This window comes from Sulfurospirillum sp. hDNRA2, assembly GCF_024206095.2.
In the GTDB taxonomy this organism is placed as follows: Bacteria; Campylobacterota; Campylobacteria; order Campylobacterales; family Sulfurospirillaceae; genus Sulfurospirillum.
This window is the reverse complement of record NZ_CP159800.1, coordinates 2,585,532-2,605,999: the sequence shown is the minus strand read 5'-3', so window position 1 is coordinate 2,605,999 and position 20,468 is coordinate 2,585,532. Positions and strand designations below refer to the sequence as shown.

The window sequence follows — 20,468 nt, the reverse complement described above, 5'->3', positions numbered from 1 at the left end:
AATGCGACTTAATAAGATGATTTCCCACAATACGCACTATTCACGACGTGAAGCGGATCAATTGATCAAAGACGGCTTAGTGAAAGTCGACGGTAAAGTCGTAGACGATCTTTCGATGCAAGTGAGTTTTAAAAACAGGATTGAAATTAAAGGTAATGCGCTTTTTGAAAAGCATGGTTATTCGGTTATCGTGTACCATAAACCCAAAGGTGAATTGGTAAGTAAAAAAGACGATCGCGGACGCAAGACGGTTTACGATTCGCTTCCGTCGAAATTCGGGCATTATTTAAGCGTCGGAAGACTTGATTTTGCCAGTGAAGGACTTTTGCTTCTGTGTGATTCTCCTACCGTGGTTTCGGCGTTAATGCACGGCGATTTGGAGCGGGTTTATTACGTTAAAATCAACGGAGCGATTACGTTAGCGATGGAAAAAGCGATGCAAGAGGGATTGAAATTGGACGATGCTCGAAAAGGCGGGCATGCCAAGAGTGAGATTCATTCCATGGAGTTTGCGCCGTTTTTAGCGTATCGTATTATTAAAAATTCGCCGACGTTTTCGACGCTTAAAGTGACGATTAACGAAGGAAAAAACAGAGAACTGAGACGCTTTTTCGGATATTTCGACGTGGATGTCGTAGATCTCAAACGCGTGAGCTACGGCAAAGTCGATTTAGGAACGCTAAAGCCGGGAAAACATCGTTTTTTTAATGCAAGCGAATATAATGCTTTGCGCGATTATCTTGAATACGTGAAACAGGATACCAAGGGCGATGATCAATAACTTTGCCCTCTTCTTTCGCCCGAAACGCATTGAAGAGTTAGCCGGACAAAAACACTTAAGTGCAAAAAACAGCCCTTTTTTCAAACTGTTAAAAGCAGGCTCTATGAGCCATGCCCTCTTCTTCGGTCCGGCAGGAGTAGGGAAAACGACCTTAGCGCGTATCGTCGCGAATGAGTTGGATTTGCCTTTTTTTGAGCTCGACGCCACCAGTATTAAAGTCGAAGAGATTCGTAAAATTCTTTCACAGTATAAAAACGCTTTGCAAAAACCGTTAATTTTTATCGATGAAATTCATCGTCTTTCTAAAACACAGCAAGAGGTTTTGTTATTGCCGATGGAGAATCACGAGATGATTCTTATCGGAGCATCAACCGAAAATCCATACTTCGTCCTAAGCTCTGGTATTCGCTCACGGATGATGTTATTTGAGTTTTATCCGTTAGAAGAATCGGATTTGCGTGCTATCGTCGAGCGCGTACGAAATGTCGTGACATGTACGATTGACGAAGACGCGTTGAATTACCTCGTAAGTTCTAGTGCCGGCGATAGCAGATCGCTTTTAAACCTTTTAGAATTTGCACTGAAAGTCGATTTACATGTCAGCCTTGAAACGCTCAAATCGTTGCGACCGAGTGCACTCAAAGACGGCGTGAGTTCAGATAATACGCATTATAATCTCATTAGCGCCATGATTAAAAGCGTGAGAGGTTCAGATGTCGATGCGGCACTTTATTATCTAGCACGTTTAATAGACGGCGGGGAAAGTCCCGACTTTATTGCGCGAAGATTGATCATTCTTGCAAGCGAAGATATCGGTAACGCTAATCCTAACGCTTTAAATCTCTCTGCCAGTACGCTAACGGCCGTAAGTAAGATCGGTTATCCCGAGGCGCGTATTATTTTATCGCAATGCTTGATTTACCTTGCGTGTAGTCCTAAATCGAACAGTGCCTATCAAGCGATTAACGATGCGTTATCGTACGTCAAAAACGAAAAGGCGCTAGATGTCCCGGAACATCTTAAAAGTCCTTCACCTAAAGGGTATTTGTATCCACACGATTTTGGCGGTTGGGTCGAACAAAGTTACAGTGAAAAACCGCTTCATTTTTATCGAAATTTGCCGATAGGGTTTGAAAAGACTTTAAACGAGTGGTTGGAAAAAATCAAATCGGTTCACCGTTAAAATACGAATTATTTATCCTATAAGGTGATGTATTATGGACGTCAATACGGCTTCGCTTCTTGCCAATCAACTGCAAACGCTCGATACTAAAACATCGCTTGAGACTAAAGAGGCACTCACACGGCAAGCCGATGCGCTTATACAAAAAAGTGCTCAATTACCGTTAGAACTGAGTAGCGAAAAAACGGCGTATGCAAAAAAGCCGAGTGATGCAAAAGAGGTTGTAGCACAACTTCTAGGAAGTGCAATCAGCGAGGTGAAATCAAAAAGCGCGATTTATGAGGTTTTGCAAAAGAGCCAACTGTTTAAAAATATGGGTAATTTTGCCGACGATATTAAAACCTTAACGACAACGACTAAGCTCGATTCTACGATAGCTCAACCGATGGCCTTATTGCAATTGTTTACGAAAAATATCGATCAAATCGATACGAAGATGCTCCAAACGCAAATACAAAATTCCGGTATTTTCTTTGAATCGAAATTGGCAAACACGCTTAAGATGCAAGGTGCATCGGATACGTTGGAGACGCTTCGTACGCATATTCAAACGCATTTAGATACGCCTTTGCTGCAAACATCGCCGATTACGAAAGAAATTTCCGCCGTTTTGGATTTATTGGCGGCGTCACAGGATCTCTCGTCCAAAGAGGCGCAAAGCAACCTAAAAACCCTACTCGATCTTTTTAGGCAAGGCGTTAAGCAAGTCTTAGCAGAGCCTTCTATGTTTAAAGAAGCGTATCAAATTGCACAAAAGCTTGAATATGCGATCAAACAAACCGATTTAATTGCGTCTAAGGTTGAAAATTATCCTGCATCGATGAAAGTTGAGGAACATTTTAATACGCAAGTCAAAGTTTTATTAGAACAGCTCAAAGAAAATTTAAGCGAGCTCGGTTTAAACGATCTTGAGCCTCAGATCGATGAATTACTTCTGAAAGGAAACTTTCTCCAAGAAATCGTCAAGTCGCTCAAATCTTCACTCCTGGATGCCGCAAATACGATGTCTATGCCGAAAACTCCCGTATCGGCAATGCAAGAAGGTGTATTACTTCAAGAGCATACGGTAGAGGAGCCGATGAGCGATCAAGAGGTCACAGCTTCTTCGGTACAAAATTCCTCGGTTACGGCGATGCCTCTGCCCTCCTCTTCCGCAATGCCTCAAAGCGTTGAAGAAGCTTTAAAAATGCTTGCCAATCGTATTAAACAGCAAATCGAAGTGATCGATCCTCAGACCGTACGTCAAGCCGAGTTTAACGCCAAAAGCAGTACGTTGGATCAGACGATTCACGCGTTGATTAAGCCGGAACTCTTCGTCGGTAAAACATTGGCGCAAAAACTCCAACTCGATCCAAGCGACGTAGAACTCTTGAGTGATATAAAAGGGGTCTTAACGAAGCTCAACGAAGCGTTTGCGACGTCGCCTCAGAATAAAGAAGCATATGAAATTACAAATCGCCTGTTAACGCAAATCGAATACCATCAGCTCTTTTCTTACGTAAGTAGTTCGACGCACGTGTATATTCCTTTTAGTTGGGAAGGGATGAAAAACGGCTCTATGATGATGAAACAAAGTACGCAAGAGAGCTTTCATTGCCAAATCGATCTGGATTTGGAATATTACGGTAAAATCAATATGATGTTGGTTCTATCGAACGATAAATACGTAGATATGAACGTTGCCGTACAAAAAAGCGAGCTCAAAAAGAAAATCGGCGATCAACTTCCAAAACTCAAACGAGCTTTGAATGAAGTCGGGTTGATAACGGGTATGATAAAAATGTTGGAATACAAAGACGTTTCAGCCGTTAAAAACGATTATTTTAGCGGTGAGCAAATTGAATTCGGGATTAACCTAAAAATATGAACGATCCAAAGCCGAAAATTCAAAAAGCCGTCGCACTCAAGTACGAACGCGAAAAACATAACGCTCCTAAAGTCGTCGCTTCCGGTAAAGGAAATGTGGCAGAGCATATTATCAAACTTGCGAAAGAACACAATATTCTCATTAAAAAAGACGCTGATTTGGTCGAGTTGCTTTCGAAGATAGAAATCAATAAAGAGATTCCGCCGATGCTTTATAAAGCAGTGGCGGAAGTCTTTAGTTTTATTTATAAAATTACGAACGATAAACGTAAATAACGCTTAAATGCCTCTTATTTTCAAGCTGAGCAAGCCGGCATACTCATGGAGTGCGATGAAGCTTTTATAAAAAGCGTGCGCATTGGGAAAATAATCCCACATATCTCGGGCTCGATGGTTAATTTTAAAATTGGTTGCCGCGGGAATCACGTGAAAACCGAAATGTTCGTAAAGCATCACGGCACGCCTCATATGATACGCCGAAGTAACCAGATAAACGGTCGGCTCGGAGATACCTACCGCTTGGAAAGCTTGTTTACTAAAGAGTGCATTTTGGTAGGTATCGATGCTTTTATCTTCTACATGTAAAGAAAATTCTTTACTAGCAAGGCTTTTGGAACTCGGCGGTTGGATGTCGAGATACGATTTGATCTCTTTAAGGCTATCCAAAAAAGCATCGCTTTCCAGATACTCTTTTTGATTGCCGCCGCCGCTAAATAGGAGCGGAAGGTTGTTGGACTTGGCAACCATAAGTCCCCACATCATGCGTTTATACGCGTCGCTGCTAAGCGGTAGGTTGGCAACGCCTTGCGTATGCCCTCCTCCCAGTACGATGACCGCATCTACGGCTCTTTTTTCGAAGGAGGTATTGTAAGGTGCTTCCAAAGGCGTTAAAAGCCAATCGGCAACGTAAGGCGTGCTTAAAAAGTATAGAATAATGCCGTTGGCAAAGAAAAAAAGGCGAAAGCGTTTGACGAAAAACGCTGCGCCGACAAAAAGGAGAGCAAAAATACCCGGCGGTAAAAACAGGTACGTAAAGAGTTTAGAAACGATATAAACGCTACTCATGGAAGCATGAGTGCACATCGCGTGCCGGTTTTAAGTTCGCCGATAACATAGCCGTCGCTGTTACATAAGACCGTATCGACGTTTTCGGGACTCACGACTAAGATCATACCCACGCCCATATTGAACGTTCGGTGCATTTCGCTTTCGTCGACGTATCGGCTCATAAAATCAAAAATCGGCAATGTTTTGATTTTTGACATGTAGACATGTGCTTGCAAGCCTTCGGGAAGAACGCGCGGAAGGTTTTCGACGATACCGCCGCCGGTGATATGTGCTAAAGCGTTAATGTGCGATTTGAGTGCTTTAAAAAGTTTGACGTAGAGACGTGTCGGCGTTAAAAGCGTTTCAATCAACGTTTTACCGTTAAATTCCGTTTCAAACGTATAACCGAGTTTATCAAAAAAGAGCTTTCTTACCAAGGAAAAACCGTTGGAATGCACACCCGAGCTGGGAAGTGCAATTAAAATATCGCCAGCTTTCACATGCGGCAAACGATTCATCTCGTCTTTTTCGGCAATTCCGACCGCAAATCCGGCAAGATCGAAATCTTTACCGTGGTACATTCCGGGCATTTCCGCCGTTTCACCGCCGATGAGAGAGCATTCGGCTTGGAGACAACCTTCCGCAATACCTTTGACAATGCTAACCGATGCGTCGATCTCGAGTTTACTCATCGCGTAATAATCCAAAAAGAAAAGCGGTGTTCCGAAGTTGCAAATAAGGTCGTTGGCACACATTGCGACGAGATCGATACCGACCGTATCGTAAATACCCGAATCGATAGCCAATTTAAGCTTAGTACCCACACCGTCGGTTGCCCCTAGAATGACGGGTTGTCGATAGCCTGAAGGGAGTTCGTACGCGCCGGCAAAAGAGCCGATTCCGCCGATAACGTTGCGGTCAAACGTTGATTTTACGATAGGTTTGATATTTTCTACAAACTGGTTTCCCGCATCGATGTCGACACCGGCGTCTTTGTAGCTGACTGTACTCATGAATAAGCCTTTAGGAGGTTGTTTAAAAGATTTTAACAAAAGTATGTTAAAATCGTTATAAAATCTAATTGAAGGTCTGAAAGAATTCATGGCATACGAACACGCGATCGTCCTAACCGGCGGCATTGCAACGGGTAAAAGTACGGTTTCTTCTTTGCTTCATGCACAAGGATTTGAGGTTATTGACGCCGATAAAATCGCCAAAGAAATTTTGCCTCTACATGTCAAAGAAGTGGAAGCGATTTTCGGCGATCGCGTGATCAAAGAGGGTACGATCGACCGTAAAGCGTTGGGTGCTCTGATTTTTAACGATAAAGCGGAACGTGAAAAACTGAATGCCTTTTTGCATCCGTTGATTCGCGCCGAAATCTTCAAACGTAGCGAAGTGCTCGAGGAGCGGAAAAGACCTTATATTATCGATATTCCGCTCTATTTTGAAAGCGAAGGGTATCAGTGTAAGGTCGTCGTCGTCGTTTATGCACCGGTCGAAGTTCAGCGAAAACGGCTTATGATACGTGAAGATTTTACGAAAGAAGAGGCTCAAAAACGTATCGATGCACAAATTAGTATTGAAGAAAAGAGGGTTATGGCCGATTTTCTGATTAACAACTCGTTCGATATGAAATTTTTAGAGAGCGAAATTGAAAAATTTATCAAATTTGTAAGAGGAAAATATGCAGATTGCAAAATATAACGCTAGCGGAAACGATTTTGTTATTTTACATACGTTTATCGAAAAAGATCGAAGCGATTTTGCCAAAAAAGTATGCAATCGACAAAGCGGAATCGGTGCAGACGGATTGATCGTCTTGTTGCCCGATAACGAACATGACTTTAAATGGCAATTTTACAACAACGATGGCTCGGTTGCGTCTATGTGCGGCAACGGAACGCGCGCATGCGCGCATTATGCTTATACCAACGGGCTCTGCGACGCACAAATGCGTTTTATGACAGGTGCCGGCGTGATTCATTCTTGTGTGGAGGGCGACGTCGTAGAGACGGAATTAACCGAGCCGAAAAAATTGAGAGATTCGTTTGAAGAAAACGGTTTGGTATGGTATTTTTGCGATACGGGCGTACCGCATTTGGTAACGTTTGTGGAGGATATCGGTTGTTTTGACAAAACGATTGCACGCCAAATGAGATTTAAATACAACGCCAACGTCAATTACGCCATGATTCGTGAAAAAGCCTTACATGTAAGAACGTACGAGCGCGGTGTCGAGGATGAAACATTGGCGTGTGGAACGGGTATGGCGGCGTGTTTTTACAGTGCGTATCGCGAAAAGTTTCTAGAGGATTGCGCCAAAGTCTATCCGACGAGTCAAGAGGAGTTGCAATTGCGCATCGAAGGCAACAAACTTTTTTTCAAAGGTCTCGTACAAAAGGTCTTTGAAACGACGCTGGAACTCTAAATTCGTGAAGATTTTTTTCTTCTCTTTTATCGCTTTTTTCTTAAGTATCTCCGGTACGCTTTATGCCGGAGGACTTCCGAACGACTACTATCAAATTGACGACAATACCAAACAAAAAGAGGCTTTTTTTCTTCATATGAAAGCGTTAGTCGATAAAAGTAATGATGAAATTAAAAAAGACCGTGAGTTTATTACCGACTTTTTTGCGAAGGCGATGCCGGGAGCTTTTCGGGGGCTAAATCAGAAAAATGTCGGTTACCTGATCGCATTACGCAATAAATACGGGATCGAAAACCTCTTCGATCGCGACGAATATTACAAACGAATCAATACGGTTCCCGTTTCGATGGCACTTGCACAAGCAGCATTGGAGAGCGGTTGGGGAAAGAGTCGGTTCGCGCGGGAAGCCAATAACCTTTTTGGTCACTGGACGTATTCTGGCATCGGTTTAATGCCTCAGAACCGATTACCGGGTAAAACACATATGATTCGCGTTTTTAGCTCTTTACAAAAATCGGTTACTTCGTATATGCTCAACCTCAATACCAACGATGCATATTCGTTATTTCGTGAAAGGCGTTATCAAGCTTTTCTCGAAGGTCGAACGTTCAACGGTATGGAATCGGCAAAAACGATGGTTAATTATTCCGAACTGAAAGAGGAGTACATTAAAATGATTCGAGAGATGATCGAGCAAAACAATTTAAGTATTTACGATCAATAAGCGGTATTAAAGGTTGGCTTCTTTCATCAGTTCGGCTTGGTAATGCGCGATAATAGGCTCGATAATCTCATCAAAAAGTCCGCCTTCCATCACGGCATCTAAACGGTAAAGCGTGAGCCCTACTCTGTGATCGGTAATGCGGTTTTGAGGATAATTGTACGTGCGAATTCTTGCGCTTCTGTCACCGGAGCCTACTTGTTGTTTGCGTGCTTCACTCTCTTTGGCGTTGCGCTCTTGCATCTCCATATCGTAAAGCTTTGCTTTTAAGATTTTCATAGCGGCGTCTTTGTTCTTATGCTGAGATTTACCGTCTTGATTCACGACGACTATCCCGGTCGGTAAATGCGTAATGCGTACGGCACTGTCGGTCGTGTTGACCGATTGTCCGCCGTTTCCGGAAGAACGCATAACATCGATTTTAAGGTCTTTTTCTTGAATATCGATTTCGACGTCGTCGACTTCGGGCATCACGGCCACCGTCACGGCAGACGTATGAACTCTCCCTTGCGATTCGGTTAAAGGTACACGTTGAACACGATGAACGCCGCCTTCGTATTTAAGTCGTGAAAAAGCACCCTGCCCTTTAATCAACGCGATTACTTCTTTATAACCGTTTAAAACCCCTTCGCTTAACGAGACGATTTCAACTTTCCACCCGCGGTTTTCGGCATAACGTAAATAAGCTTTAAATAAATCCGCCGAAAAAATGGCAGCTTCGTCTCCGCCGGTTCCTGCACGAATTTCAAGGAAAATATTACGTTCGTCGTTAGGGTCTTTGGGAAGTAAAAGAAGTTTAATTTCCTCTTCCAACGTTTCTTTAAGAAGTTCTAAACTTTTAAGTTCTTCTTTTGCCAACTCTCCGAGTTCTTCGTCGTCCAAAAGGAGTTTATTTTCTTCGATTTGGGTTAAGGTCGTAAGATAGGCAAGCGACTTGTCTTTAATCTCTTCAAGAGAAGATTGCTCTTTGGAAAGAGCCGTCATTTTTTTAATATCGTTAGCGATATTAGGATCGCTAAGAAGAGCGGAAAGCTCATTATAGCGCTCGACGAAGGGGACAAGTTTTTCGTTTAACATGAAGGGAAACTAAAAATAAAGAGGGAGTTGCCGCAGGTTATGCAGCAACACTACCTAGCGTATTAACAAGTTGAGCAAGACGGCTTACGCGACGAGCAGCCGTATTTTTCGTCAAAATACCTTTGCCGGCATAAGAGTGAAAGCTTTTGTTTACATTTTTCAACGCAACGGCGGCAGCTGCTTGATCACCCGCCTCAACAGCTTCTTTTACGGCACGTGTTAGATTTTTGATTCTAGTTTTATAAAATCTATTTCTTTCGGTGCGTTTTTTGGTTTGTCTAATACGCTTTTCTGCTGACTTGTGATTTGCCATAGATAAGCCTTTCGTTTTAAATTTAGGCGTAGATTATATAAAAACTAATATTAAACGCAACTTATTTTAAGGGCATTTTAAAATAAATTTGTTCTAAAATCATCCCTTCAAAGAGCTTTGAAGGCTAAGGCGTGCGTAATCTGCCGAAAATACTTTTTTCTTTACCCTCAAGAGCATAATAAAACTCATAATAATTTTGTGCAATCGACTCGAGGTGATCTTGAGCATTTTCGTCGCCGGCAAATAAAAAAAGATCATTGATGGCGATCGTTTCGTTCCAGGAAGGGAAAAGCGATACTTCTTTGTTCCGTAAACGCATGAGCACGATCAGATTGTTATCGATGCGTCTATTTTTAAGAGACGTTTTGAGTAAAGAGAGCGGAAGCGTATTGTTCGTATGTTTTAAAAGCATCGGGGCTTGCGTTGCGTCGATTTTCAGTGCGAAAATCGACGGATGCATCGAGATGTTTAAGAGCGTTTTGGTCAAAGCGATGATGTCTGTCTCGTCTAACGCATAAATGTGTTTGATAAACTGATCGAGTGCCGGATTGAGGATGGCATGTACCGTTTTATTGATTAAAATTTTTGCGGGTATAAAAACCGAATCGATGCCGGAGTTTTGAAAAATCGAAAAATCTTCCAATTCGTTTTCACGCGCAATGGTAATAATCGATGGGTTTAGTTTTTTGGCCGTCGCTAAAATAGAAAGGTTGGTCGTATCGTCGTTGGTTCCGGCGATGATCGCGGCACACTCTTGGATGCCCAATGCTTTTAACATCTCTTTATCGTCGCCGTCGCCGATAACAATTTTCGGATGTGCTTCGCTTGGTGTTGGCTCTTTTTTTTGCGAATCGATTTCGGCAAAAACGGTTTCAAAATGGTTCTCTTTAAGCACTTCGTAAATACTTTTTCCCATACGACCGTATCCGCATACAAGGTATTTTCCTCGCGGTAGGCGTAAAAGAGGATCGTATAAATGCCCCAAACCGTATAGCCATCGAATCAGACGTAAAGAGTGTGGGGCATTAATCGCTAAATGAATATGCGTTGCGATAATTTCAAACGGATTTTCAATAATTTGGACGCCTAAATCTTGAAGATTTTCGGCTTGGTTTTTCGTAGTCGCTTTAATCGCCATCGTGATATTGGGATTGAGAATTTTAGACGTTAACGCGATGCGAAGATTGAGTGCATCGTTTTCAAAGAGGCTCACGATAGCACGGCAATAAATGGATTTAATTCCTGCCGTTTCCAGTGCCTCGGGATTATGAACGTCCGCATTAAGACAATAAACGGGCGGCGTGAAGTTTTCCAACAGAAGATGGTTGCGTTTACTTTCGTCTTTTTCAATTACTACGGAGCGCAATCCGTATTCGTTAGCTTTTTTAATAATTTCGCTGGTAATAGAGTTGTAGCCGAGAATAATGATATATTTCTCTTTTAAATAGGCAATATTACGTCTAAATTTTGCGCGCGCGAACTCTTCTAAAAAGAGTTTGTCTTGAAGGAGGGCGACTAAGGATCCAAGACTGTAGAACCAACCCGTGACGGTAAAAAAAATAGACATCGAGACCCAAATGCGTTGAGGGTAGGTAAACGTGAAAGGCGTTTCCCCAAATCCGATCGTTGTTGCGGTATAGCTAATAAAATAAAATGCGTCAAAGATAGAGAGCCGATAAGCTCTTCCCTCTGCGTCGACGCCCTCAATCAGTAGTAACCCGATAATAGAAATCGTATACGTTAAAATAATAATAAGGAAAGGGGTGCGCATACGCTGTAAAATAAGCCATAAGGAGCTGGTTCTCAAAAAGAGCCCTTTAACGTTTGGATTTAAGCGTATCGCCGATATAGAGTAAAACACTGGTTACGTTGGCCAGTAAAGCTCCGCCGCTTAAGCTGACGATAATCGAAGTGATTTCTCGATCGATCGTATACGCATACGCCGCAACGGTCCAAACGGTTGCCGAGGCAATCAGCTGAATATCCGCGACCAGACTCGTAGCGAGCATTACCGAACCCAATTGCGTTTTATCACCGATTTTGAGCGTTGTCGCAATGATGTTCACGACCAATGCCGCAAAGAGTTCGTATTTGCTATGCAGTTCTAAATCCGACAAATCGCCGTAGAAAAATCCGAAATTGAGCGTCATCGCCAGAATGAAAAAAAATCCGGAAATTACTTTGTCCAAGTTCATGTGGTGTCCTATTCTCCCAATGTAATAGGGTTATTATACCGTTTACATGTCAAGATTAAAAAAGTTTTGTTACAATTCGCCTAAGAGTTTATCGTATAAGGTGAATCCATTATGAAATTATTCGGAACCGACGGCGTTCGGGGAAAAGCGGGAAAAAAACTGAGTGCTTTTTTAGCAATGCGTTTAGCGATGGCGGCGGGTATCTATTTTCGTAAAAATTCGATTACCAATAAAATCTTGGTCGGTAAAGATACCAGACGTAGCGGATATATGATCGAAAATGCGATTGTGTCCGGACTGACCGCAGTGGGATACGACGTAAGACAAATCGGGCCGATGCCAACGCCCGCGATCGCGTTTTTAACGGAAGATATGCGGTGTGACGCGGGTATCATGATTAGTGCGTCGCATAATCCGTTTTCCGATAACGGAATTAAATTTTTCGATAGTCTCGGCAATAAACTCGGCGAGGCCGAAGAAGCGGAAATCGAAAAAATCTATTTTGACGACGAATTGATTGAAAAGAACCAAAAAACGGAATTTGAAATCGGTAGATCCAAACGGATCGATGACGTGATCGGACGCTACATCGTCCAGATCAAAAACTCTTTTCCAAAACACTTGACGCTCAAAGGATTTCGTATCGTCTTAGATCCTGCTAACGGAGCCGCTTACAAAGTCGCTCCGACCGTTTTTAGCGAACTGGGGGCTGACGTGATTATGATTAACGACGACCCAAACGGGAGCAACATCAATCTCAATTGCGGTGCGTTGCATCCTGAAGAACTCGGCGAGGAAGTACGCAGACTTCGTGCCGACATCGGGTTTGCGTTTGACGGCGATGCGGATCGTTTGGTCGTCGTAGACGAAAACGGCAATCCGATCCACGGCGATATGCTACTCGGCAAACTGGCAACGTTTTTACAAAGCCAAAACAGGCTGACGAATAACGGTGTTTGCGTTACCGTTATGAGTAATCAGGCGTTAGAAGATTATTTGGCCAAATCGAACATCAAAACGTATCGCTGCGATGTGGGAGATAAAAACGTTTTAGAATGTCTCTATCGACAAAATATTAACTTCGGCGGTGAGCAAAGCGGGCATATTATTGTTTCCGATTTTGCTAAAACGGGCGATGCACTCGTCGCATCGCTTGCCGTGATGCACTGTGTTTTAACGGAAAAACAAAAAGTCAGCCGACTTTTCAACCCTTTTATTCTCTATCCCCAGTTGCAACACAATCTTAAAGTCGACAACAAAATACCGCTTTTAGAACTCCAAGGCTACGATGCCTTGATTCAAGAATTCCAAAGTAAGCAACTTCGGGTATTGATTCGTTATTCCGGAACGGAAAATCTTTTACGCATTCTTTTGGAAGGTAAAGACGAACAGGTCTTGGAAGCATCCATGGAAAAAGCCGTCGCATTTTTCAAAAGTGCATTAAATGAATAAAGCGTGGATCTTTTTATGTGCTGCTGGACTCCTTGTTTTTGGAGTTGATCAGGCAATTAAGCTTCTCTTTTTGGAAGGGTTTCGCTGGGAAGGCGATTTTTTTTCACTTATCCTAACGTTTAACAAGGGAGTCGCTTTTTCGATGTTCGCTTTTTTGGAAGAGTATTTAAAATACCTTCAAATAGTATTAATCGCGGCATTGGGAATCTATCTAGCCATGCACCGTGACGTTCTCCTTGGGCATGCGTCGGCGATCGGTATGATCGCAGGTGCGGCGTTGAGTAATATTTACGATCGTTTTATTCACGGCGGCGTCGTGGATTATTTTTTTTGGCACTACGGATTTAATTTTGCCGTTTTCAATTTTGCCGACGTGATGATAGACGTGGGCGTACTTTGCATCTTGTATCGTACGTGGAAACGTCCTAATCCTACGAAATAATAAGGTTTCGAAAGATTTTTTCAAAAAAGAGTTGCATTTTTAATTTTTTTTGGTATAATCTCAGCTCTTAAATGAGTCGGTCGCGTAGCTCAGTTGGTAGAGCACTACCTTGACATGGTAGTGGTCGAAGGTTCGAATCCTTTCGTGGCCACCATTTTTTGTTCTCCCGTTGGTTTGGGAGTTCATACAAGTAAAGGATCTACTATGATGCATGATGTTATAGCCTACAAAGAAGGTGCTCTCATCATCGACACGCAAACCGCTGTTACTTCTTCTAAAATCTACGAAAACAAAATCGTATTTGACAACTCTAAAGAGGCGATCGAAGTGATCCGTCACTCCTGTGCGCATTTAATGGCACAAGCGATTAAAGCACTCTATAAAGATGCCCAATTTTTTGTTGGACCCGTGATTGAAGACGGCTTTTATTACGATTTTCGCGTCAATGAAAAGATCGGCGATGCCGATTTAAAAGAGATCGAGAAAAAAATGGCGGAACTTTCCAATGCCAAACTTCCGATAGAGAAGATTTATACAACCAAAGCGGAAGCACTCAAGCATTTTAGCCATGACGACTTAAAGCAAGAAGTGTTGCTTCGTATCCCTGAGGGCGAAGTTTCTATTTATAAACAAGGCGATTTTGAAGATTTATGTCGCGGGCCTCACGTCCCTAATACGAAATATCTCAGATTTTTTAAATTGATTAAAGTCGCGGGTGCCTATTTGGGTGGCGACGAAAAACGTGAGATGCTGACGCGCATCTACGGAATAGCGTTTGCAGATAAAGAGAGTCTTAAAGATTATGTCACCATGATCGAAGAGGCGAAGAAGAGGGATCATCGAAAAATCGGTAATGAACTCAAGCTCTTTACATTTGATGATGAAGTAGGCGCAGGACTTCCGATTTGGTTGCCAAATGGCGGACGCCTTCGCTCAAAACTCGAAAAATTGTTATTTACGGCACACCGAAAACGCGGTTACCAGCCCGTACGCGGTCCTGAAATTTTGAAATCGGATGCATGGAAAATAAGCGGTCACTATCAAAATTACGGCGAAAATATGTATTTTACCGTGATTGACGAAGCAGAATACGGTATTAAGCCGATGAACTGTTTAGGTCATATTAAAGTTTTTCAAAGTGAAGTTCGAAGTTATCGTGACTTACCGCTGAAATTTTTTGAATACGGCGTCGTGCACCGCCATGAAAAAAGCGGTGTATTACACGGACTATTTCGCGTGCGTGAATTTACGCAAGATGATGCGCATATTTTCTGTACACCGGATCAAATTAAAGAAAACGTTTTAGAAATTTTGAGTTTTGTCGATTCTATTATGAAAACGTTTGGGTTTCATTACGAAATGGAAATTTCGACACGTCCCGAAAAATCAATCGGCGATGAGCGATATTGGGAAGCGGCAACGCAAGGTTTAAAAAATGCATTGGATGAAAACGGTATCAAATACGGTATTGATGAAGGCGGCGGAGCATTCTACGGCCCTAAAATCGATATTAAAATCACCGATGCCCTAAAGCGTAAATGGCAGTGCGGAACGATTCAAGTTGACTTTAACTTGCCGGAGCGCTTTGATATTTCATATGTCGATGCAAACAACGAACATGCACGCCCCGTGATGTTACACCGAGCGATTTTAGGTTCGTTTGAACGCTTTATCGGTATTTTAATTGAGCATACGTCCGGTGAATTACCGTTTTTTGTTGCACCGACACAAGTGGTAATCGTACCGATTTCCGATCAACATGTCGCTTACGCAAAAGCTTTGGCAAATGAGTTGATCGATGAAGGAATCGATGTGGAAATTTCATCAAAAAACGAAAGCCTTAATAAACGTATTCGCAATGCGGAAACAATGCGCGTTCCGATGATTCTCGTTCTCGGAGATGCGGAGGTAGAAGCGCAAAGTGTAGCCGTACGTGACAGAAGAGAAAGAACACAGTATAATATGAGCAAAGTTGAATTGATTAAAACCCTAAAGGAGAAACTGAGTGAGGTACACTTTTGAGTAAAGACAAAGAGGTTATACTAAACGAGGAGATAAGAGCAGCAGAGGTTAGATGTATTGGAGACGATGGTATGCAATACGGTATCATCTCTCGTAAAGAGGCTCTTGCAAAAGCCGATGAACTGGGACTCGATCTGGTTCTAATTGCACCGGATGCGAAACCGCCGGTCTGCAAGATTATGAATTACGGTAAGTTCAAATACCAGCAAGAGAAAAAACTTAAAGAAGCACGTAAGAATCAAAAGATCATTGAGATCAAAGAGATTAAGCTTTCGGTCAAGATTGCTCCTAATGATATTAGCTATAAAGTGAAACATGCAAGGGAGTTTCTTGAAGAAGGTAAACACGTACGTTTTAGAGTTTTTCTTAAAGGTCGTGAAATGTCCAATCCAGAAATCGGCGAGCACGTTTTAGAAACCCTTTGGCCGTTGCTTGAAGATATTGCCGAGCGTGAAAAAACACCGAAGCTTGAAGGTCGATATATTAATATGTTGGTAACACCGAAAGCTCCTAAGAAATAGCGTTTTCTCTTCCATTTTAATCCCCTCTAAGAAATTTTTTGCTAAAATAGCCGGTTTCTAGAAAATAGAGGGGTTTTCCTCGTTTTTAGAGTCAATATTAAGGAGATAGCATGCCGAAAATGAAAACGGTACGCGGTGCCGCAAAACGTTTTAGAGCAAGTAAAAATAAGATTAAAAGAGGCGCAGCTTTTAGAAGTCATATTCTTACGAAAAAACCAACGAAGAGAATGCGTGGGTTGAAAGTGGCTAAAACCGTAGATGCTCGCGACGAAAAATCCGTTAAATTAATGCTTTGCCAAGCATAATTTACAGCTAAAGTTTTTGACAAAAAGTCATTCATCGTTTATATGCAGCGTACCCCTCAAACGAGGGCAAGTTCTTGTATTGATACAAGACACCGACATTAATATATTGGTCAAGGAGACACAATGGCAAGAGTAAAAACAGGTATTGTCCGAAGAAGACGTCATAAGAAAATTTTAAAAATGGCGAGAGGTTTCTACAGTGCAAGAAGAAAACACTTTAGAAAAGCGAAAGAGCAATTAGAAAGAAGTCTCGTATACGCGTTTCGCGATAGAAAACAGAAAAAAAGAGATTTTAGAAGACTTTGGATTACTAGAATTAATGCGGCATGCCGCTTAAACGATATTAGTTATTCTCGTTTTATCAATGCACTTAATAAAGCCAATATCGAGTTAGATCGTAAAATTCTTGCCGACATGGCTATGAATGACCCTGAAGCGTTTGCCGTTGTCGTAAAACAAGCAAAAGCAGCTCTTTAATAGACTTTTTTAACATTAAGGCGGTTAAAAAACAACCGTCTTAATGCCACTACTTTTTTTGAAATACTTCCTTTTTCAATTTTGCAATTAATGTTTCTATATCCTCGCAGTTCATCGTTCCGGTTTTGTTAAGTTGAAGTTTATAGAATTCTTGTCGGTCTTGATATAGCGTGAGGCGAATATAAGATTCTTTCGGCATGTTTGATGAGCGCGCACATGTAAGATTTGCATCTAAACTGCTTTCAAGCATGATGCCCGTTCTTTTAGAAGCGTCTAGGATAAATCCTGCTTGTTCGAAAAGCCTTTGAACGTCGATCGTTTTGCAAAAGACGGTATGATTTTGTAATGCCAAAGGCGTATGGAGCGACATGTAGAAATCAGGATCGTTTTTACGGGAAAAAGAGTGTTGCGAACCGTCGCAAGCCATAAGAAAAAAAAAGATCAACACAAGCGAAACGTATTGCAGAAAATTATTCTGCAATACAGATCTCTTTTTTGGAAACATAATAGAGCGTTTTGTAGCCGACAAAAGCAATAACCAACGTCGTAGCGATCAGTAAAAACGAAGCAATGATACCGTAGAACGGTATGTGCGTCGTATGAAAAACTGCCAAAGAAGCGATGGTCATAGCGGCTAGCGGAAAAGTAAAAGCCCACCATGATATAAAAAATTGCAATTTGAGAAAATTTTTGATCATAAAAAGCAGTAAAAATGAAAAAAAGAGGGCAATACTGTAAAGAAAACTTGCGAAAAGATCAAATGTCTCGGTAATTTTGAGATACGAAATAACGCCGACGGCGGGAGGTGCGATCAAAATAAACAGCGTCGGTAGAAACTTTTGTGCCAATTGATGGTGGAAAATAATACGATTGACGATAATCGGTAGTAAAATGATCCAAAAGAAAATTCCCACCGAAAAGAAATAAATCAAGATATGCAAATCGACAAATCCAAATCCTCCGATAGGAACGATCACATTACCGACGATAGGAATAAACCATGCCGGATTGGAATGGGTAATCTCCATATTTTTCGTGATCCAAAAACTAATCGTATAAAATGTCAGAAACGTTTGAATCAGCGCACCCGCATACCATAAGTCTTGGGCTACTTCGATCTGTATATCGTGATACACGATGGAAAGAAGCAATAAAGAGATCGAAAAAGCGGCAAAGAAATTAATTCGAATAGGATGTGCAAACTCGTGTTTGACTTCTTCAAAAAAGAAGAGGCATTTAAGACCGTATAGCGTAGCGATAATGGTAAAAATAGCAGTAACGATTACAACCGATAACGTAGCAATGAATGATGGAAATCCTAGCCATAAAGCGGCTTTTTGGTAGACGATGGTTAAACCCGAAAGTCCCATCACGATTGCAAACATCATAATAGGAAAATTTTTAATACGATCCGATAGAATCATCGGCAAAGCTCCTTAAGAAAGACGCTACGCAATCAAAAAGAGTTGCGTAGCACCCGAGAATAATGGTGATGGATTAAGGCTGAATATCGCCTTTTTTAGGATAGATAAAGATAGTTTTGCGATCGACGACGATTCTGCTCTTTTCGTCAAGTGCGTATGCTTTAACCGTAATCGGTAAATCTTCTCCTTCCACTTTGAGTTCTTTCGGAACAGACGAGAGGATAACGACTTTTTTGAGTTTTGCACCGGCTTTGAGCATAAAAGGTTCGCTCGGTTGATCGATTTTGATCTCTTTATTGGAAATATCAAAATAATATTCATGGTCTTTGGTATCGGTATTTTGGAAAAGAAACGTATAAACGTTTTCGACCGTTTTACCGTCATCGGCCATCTTATAGAGTTGGCTTGTTCGGTTAATGTTTAAGAGCATATACTCTTTTTTACTGCCCATAACAAACAGTCCGATCAGTACGATCGTCAATGCAACCATATAGGCAATCGTTCGAAAGCGGAAATAGTGTGTTCTATCGCCTTTTTCCACCGCATTGGCACTGGTCCACGTAATAAGAGAAGGTTTACCGAGTTTTGCCATAATCGGTGTACATGCATCGGCGCATTCCAAGCAGTTAATACACTCTAATTGCATACCTTTACGGATATCGATATGTGTCGGACAGACACGAACACATGCTTCGCATCCGGTACAATCGTCGGTTGCTAAAGGCGGTTTGCTTCCGAGTTTAGTGCCTTTTTTATCGTAAATTTGACCGCCGCGTTTTTCATCGTAAATAGTTTGAATCGTATTTTCGTCAAAAAGTGCGGATTGAATACGAGAGTACGGACAAATGTAAACGCAGAAATTCTCTTTTAAAGACGTGATATCGTAAACGAGAAATGCCGTGACACAAATAAGAAAACCGTACAATACGGTATGTTCCGCAGGATTTTGGATGTAGACGAAAAAATCTTCCGGAGGAATGAAATACCACATAAAATTCGATGCGGCTAAAAGTGCTAAACACGCCCAAATCAAAACGGCGATAAAACGTTTGAAGAAATCGCCCTCAGGTGCTTTTTGTTTATTGGCGATACTTTTACGAATACCGAGGAGTTTGGTTTGGATAAAGTCACGAAATATGATTCTAAAAATCGTTTGCGGACAGGACCAACCGCACCAAACACGGCCTCCAAGTGTCGTAATAAAGAAAATACTCAAGAAAAAGAGCATCAAGACGAAAGGCATCAAATAAAGCTCTTGCATGTCAAACGTCGTAAAAAAGAGATGCAACTGCTTTTTATCAAAGCTGAGTAGAAAAAAGTGATTGCCGTCAATGCGAATAAACGGTAACGATAACGCTACCAGCGTAATAACGGCAAAAACAACATAGCGTTTATACCTGTAATAAACAGGTTGTACGGAAGAGTTCGTATCGCAATTCATTATGTAATTCCTTATAGTAAATATTTTAAGATTCAGATTGTTGAATCAAAGAGCACTCTTTAAGTGGCGTGTTTTTCAAAGGCTGGGTCTCCTTTTTAGGTGTTTTAAGCAATGAAATTTTAGCTTTTACAAGATCTTTCAGTCCTCTGGAATTGACATAGTCTTTTAAAGAGGTACGGCTTACATGTAAGATTTTCGAGATTTCACTAATAGAGGTTTTTTGTTCTAAAAGTTCGATAATATACGGGCGATGCATGTCAAATTTGGATTTAGACATCCTGCCTTTAGGGCGACCTTGCATTTTTTCTTTTTCAAGCTTTTTATTGAGTTCTCGTTGTTTGACCAAAAGCTGTAATAAGGATAAAGGGCTGGATTGAAGGTCGATACGCATACTTTCATCGGCGATGTGAACCGAAATAGAGCGCGTAAGAAGGCATTCTAACACTTTGACGAGTTCTTCGACGTTGCTCGAAAACGTTGAAAGGTCAAAGATAATTAAATGATCATTGGGGGATAAAGAGCGTAAAAAGCCCTTAAACTCTTTGCGTTCCTCCAAATCCAAATTCGGATTTGAATTTTCAATCTCGGTCGTATCGATTTTGAGATCGTTGTGATGGGCATATTTTAAGATTTGCTTTTGCTGAATCGTAATATGCGAATTGTCATTTTTGTTTTTTAAAAGCGCGATAATCATAAAATTGTCACCTTTTTATCATTTTAAAATAGCAACAGTATACTCAATGTTGACGTAGAAAGTCAAGCCTTTTTCG

General features: G+C 41.6%; 23 protein-coding genes and 1 tRNA gene. 14 read left to right on the top strand and 10 right to left on the bottom strand.

Features of this window, described 5'->3' with window-relative positions; genetic code table 11:
- Nucleotide 1: 1 nt before the first annotated feature.
- Genes NL930_RS12920 through NL930_RS12905 form a run of 4 tightly spaced genes read left to right on the top strand, consistent with a single transcriptional unit; the run spans nucleotide 2 to nucleotide 4,106 of the window.
- Nucleotides 2–781 (top strand): pseudouridine synthase, encoded by a 780-nt coding sequence (locus NL930_RS12920; protein WP_254376981.1) that lies wholly within the window; start codon nucleotides 2–4, stop codon nucleotides 779–781.
- On the top strand, nucleotides 771–1,964 hold the full coding sequence (locus NL930_RS12915) for a replication-associated recombination protein A (protein WP_254376928.1): 1,194 nt from the start codon (nucleotides 771–773) through the stop codon (nucleotides 1,962–1,964). The genes NL930_RS12920 and NL930_RS12915 overlap by 11 nt, the downstream gene beginning before the upstream one ends.
- A gap of 34 nt (nucleotides 1,965–1,998) precedes the next feature.
- Nucleotides 1,999–3,831 (top strand): flagellar hook-length control protein FliK, encoded by a 1,833-nt coding sequence (locus tag NL930_RS12910; RefSeq protein ID WP_254376927.1) that lies wholly within the window; start codon nucleotides 1,999–2,001, stop codon nucleotides 3,829–3,831.
- Nucleotides 3,828–4,106: an EscU/YscU/HrcU family type III secretion system export apparatus switch protein gene (locus NL930_RS12905; RefSeq protein ID WP_254376926.1), complete on the top strand. Its 279-nt coding sequence runs from the start codon at nucleotides 3,828–3,830 to the stop codon at nucleotides 4,104–4,106. The genes NL930_RS12910 and NL930_RS12905 overlap by 4 nt, the downstream gene beginning before the upstream one ends.
- Before the next feature lie 3 nt (nucleotides 4,107–4,109).
- On the opposite strand, the gene NL930_RS12900 is transcribed toward NL930_RS12905, so the two are convergent.
- Together NL930_RS12900 and purM are read right to left on the bottom strand one after the other, a co-directional pair.
- Nucleotides 4,110–4,895 (bottom strand): YdcF family protein, encoded by a 786-nt coding sequence (locus tag NL930_RS12900; protein ID WP_039671834.1) that lies wholly within the window; start codon nucleotides 4,893–4,895, stop codon nucleotides 4,110–4,112.
- Nucleotides 4,892–5,890 (bottom strand): phosphoribosylformylglycinamidine cyclo-ligase, encoded by a 999-nt coding sequence (gene purM, locus NL930_RS12895; RefSeq protein WP_039671835.1) that lies wholly within the window; start codon nucleotides 5,888–5,890, stop codon nucleotides 4,892–4,894. The genes NL930_RS12900 and purM overlap by 4 nt, the downstream gene beginning before the upstream one ends.
- Nucleotides 5,891–5,978: 88 nt before the next feature.
- Between purM and coaE the strand changes: the two genes are divergently transcribed.
- The 3 genes from coaE to NL930_RS12880 are packed head-to-tail and all read left to right on the top strand — an operon-like array spanning nucleotide 5,979 to nucleotide 8,032.
- On the top strand, nucleotides 5,979–6,584 hold the full coding sequence (gene coaE / locus NL930_RS12890; protein WP_254376925.1) for a dephospho-CoA kinase: 606 nt from the start codon (nucleotides 5,979–5,981) through the stop codon (nucleotides 6,582–6,584).
- A complete protein-coding gene (gene dapF / locus NL930_RS12885) occupies nucleotides 6,565–7,308 on the top strand; it encodes a diaminopimelate epimerase (RefSeq protein ID WP_039671837.1) in 744 nt (247 codons plus the stop codon). Before coaE ends, dapF begins: the two co-directional genes overlap by 20 nt.
- Nucleotides 7,286–8,032 carry a glucosaminidase domain-containing protein gene (locus tag NL930_RS12880; RefSeq protein WP_254376924.1) on the top strand — a complete coding sequence of 249 codons (747 nt, stop codon included), beginning with the start codon at nucleotides 7,286–7,288 and terminating at the stop codon, nucleotides 8,030–8,032. The genes dapF and NL930_RS12880 overlap by 23 nt, the downstream gene beginning before the upstream one ends.
- 6 nt (nucleotides 8,033–8,038) lie before the next feature.
- On the opposite strand, the gene prfA is transcribed toward NL930_RS12880, so the two are convergent.
- The 4 genes from prfA to NL930_RS12860 all read right to left on the bottom strand — a co-directional run bounded on the left by prfA (nucleotide 8,039) and on the right by NL930_RS12860 (nucleotide 11,614).
- Nucleotides 8,039–9,106 carry a peptide chain release factor 1 gene (gene prfA / locus NL930_RS12875; protein ID WP_254376923.1) on the bottom strand — a complete coding sequence of 356 codons (1,068 nt, stop codon included), beginning with the start codon at nucleotides 9,104–9,106 and terminating at the stop codon, nucleotides 8,039–8,041.
- A 37-nt stretch (nucleotides 9,107–9,143) separates the two neighbouring features.
- A complete protein-coding gene (rpsT, locus tag NL930_RS12870; protein ID WP_039671840.1) occupies nucleotides 9,144–9,419 on the bottom strand; it encodes a 30S ribosomal protein S20 in 276 nt (91 codons plus the stop codon).
- Between the two features lie 124 nt (nucleotides 9,420–9,543).
- The gene (locus tag NL930_RS12865; protein ID WP_254376922.1) at nucleotides 9,544–11,226 is read right to left on the bottom strand and encodes a TrkA family potassium uptake protein; all 1,683 of its coding nucleotides are present in this window, start codon (nucleotides 11,224–11,226) and stop codon (nucleotides 9,544–9,546) included.
- Between the two features lie 10 nt (nucleotides 11,227–11,236).
- Nucleotides 11,237–11,614, bottom strand: a complete 378-nt coding sequence (locus tag NL930_RS12860) for a DUF6394 family protein (protein ID WP_041962749.1) — start codon at nucleotides 11,612–11,614, stop codon at nucleotides 11,237–11,239.
- Between the two features lie 111 nt (nucleotides 11,615–11,725).
- Here NL930_RS12860 and glmM point away from each other — a divergent pair, with 111 nt between their 5' ends.
- The 7 genes from glmM to rplT all read left to right on the top strand — a co-directional run bounded on the left by glmM (nucleotide 11,726) and on the right by rplT (nucleotide 16,833).
- On the top strand, nucleotides 11,726–13,066 hold the full coding sequence (gene glmM, locus NL930_RS12855) for a phosphoglucosamine mutase (protein ID WP_041962748.1): 1,341 nt from the start codon (nucleotides 11,726–11,728) through the stop codon (nucleotides 13,064–13,066).
- On the top strand, nucleotides 13,059–13,508 hold the full coding sequence (gene lspA / locus NL930_RS12850) for a signal peptidase II (RefSeq protein WP_041962747.1): 450 nt from the start codon (nucleotides 13,059–13,061) through the stop codon (nucleotides 13,506–13,508). The genes glmM and lspA overlap by 8 nt, the downstream gene beginning before the upstream one ends.
- 78 nt (nucleotides 13,509–13,586) lie before the next feature.
- Nucleotides 13,587–13,662: transfer RNA gene (locus NL930_RS12845), tRNA-Val, on the top strand.
- A gap of 50 nt (nucleotides 13,663–13,712) precedes the next feature.
- Nucleotides 13,713–15,530 carry a threonine--tRNA ligase gene (thrS, locus tag NL930_RS12840; RefSeq protein ID WP_254376921.1) on the top strand — a complete coding sequence of 606 codons (1,818 nt, stop codon included), beginning with the start codon at nucleotides 13,713–13,715 and terminating at the stop codon, nucleotides 15,528–15,530.
- Entirely contained in the window at nucleotides 15,527–16,051 is a 525-nt protein-coding gene (gene infC, locus NL930_RS12835; protein ID WP_039671845.1) for a translation initiation factor IF-3, read from the top strand. The genes thrS and infC overlap by 4 nt, the downstream gene beginning before the upstream one ends.
- A 110-nt stretch (nucleotides 16,052–16,161) precedes the next feature.
- Nucleotides 16,162–16,356 carry a 50S ribosomal protein L35 gene (gene rpmI / locus NL930_RS12830; RefSeq protein ID WP_039671846.1) on the top strand — a complete coding sequence of 65 codons (195 nt, stop codon included), beginning with the start codon at nucleotides 16,162–16,164 and terminating at the stop codon, nucleotides 16,354–16,356.
- A gap of 123 nt (nucleotides 16,357–16,479) precedes the next feature.
- Nucleotides 16,480–16,833 (top strand): 50S ribosomal protein L20, encoded by a 354-nt coding sequence (gene rplT / locus NL930_RS12825; protein ID WP_039671847.1) that lies wholly within the window; start codon nucleotides 16,480–16,482, stop codon nucleotides 16,831–16,833.
- Nucleotides 16,834–16,882: 49 nt separating this feature from the next.
- Here rplT and NL930_RS12820 read toward each other — a convergent pair whose 3' ends face one another.
- The 4 genes from NL930_RS12820 to NL930_RS12805 all read right to left on the bottom strand — a co-directional run bounded on the left by NL930_RS12820 (nucleotide 16,883) and on the right by NL930_RS12805 (nucleotide 20,392).
- Nucleotides 16,883–17,314 (bottom strand): hypothetical protein, encoded by a 432-nt coding sequence (locus NL930_RS12820; RefSeq protein ID WP_254376920.1) that lies wholly within the window; start codon nucleotides 17,312–17,314, stop codon nucleotides 16,883–16,885.
- Nucleotides 17,304–18,257 (bottom strand): SLAC1 anion channel family protein, encoded by a 954-nt coding sequence (locus tag NL930_RS12815; protein WP_254376919.1) that lies wholly within the window; start codon nucleotides 18,255–18,257, stop codon nucleotides 17,304–17,306. The genes NL930_RS12820 and NL930_RS12815 overlap by 11 nt, the downstream gene beginning before the upstream one ends.
- 73 nt (nucleotides 18,258–18,330) lie before the next feature.
- Nucleotides 18,331–19,698, bottom strand: coding sequence for a cytochrome c oxidase accessory protein CcoG (gene ccoG, locus NL930_RS12810; protein ID WP_039671850.1), 1,368 nt, complete (start codon nucleotides 19,696–19,698; stop codon nucleotides 18,331–18,333).
- Between the two features lie 25 nt (nucleotides 19,699–19,723).
- A complete protein-coding gene (locus NL930_RS12805; protein ID WP_039671851.1) occupies nucleotides 19,724–20,392 on the bottom strand; it encodes a recombinase family protein in 669 nt (222 codons plus the stop codon).
- Nucleotides 20,393–20,468: the final 76 nt, after the last annotated feature.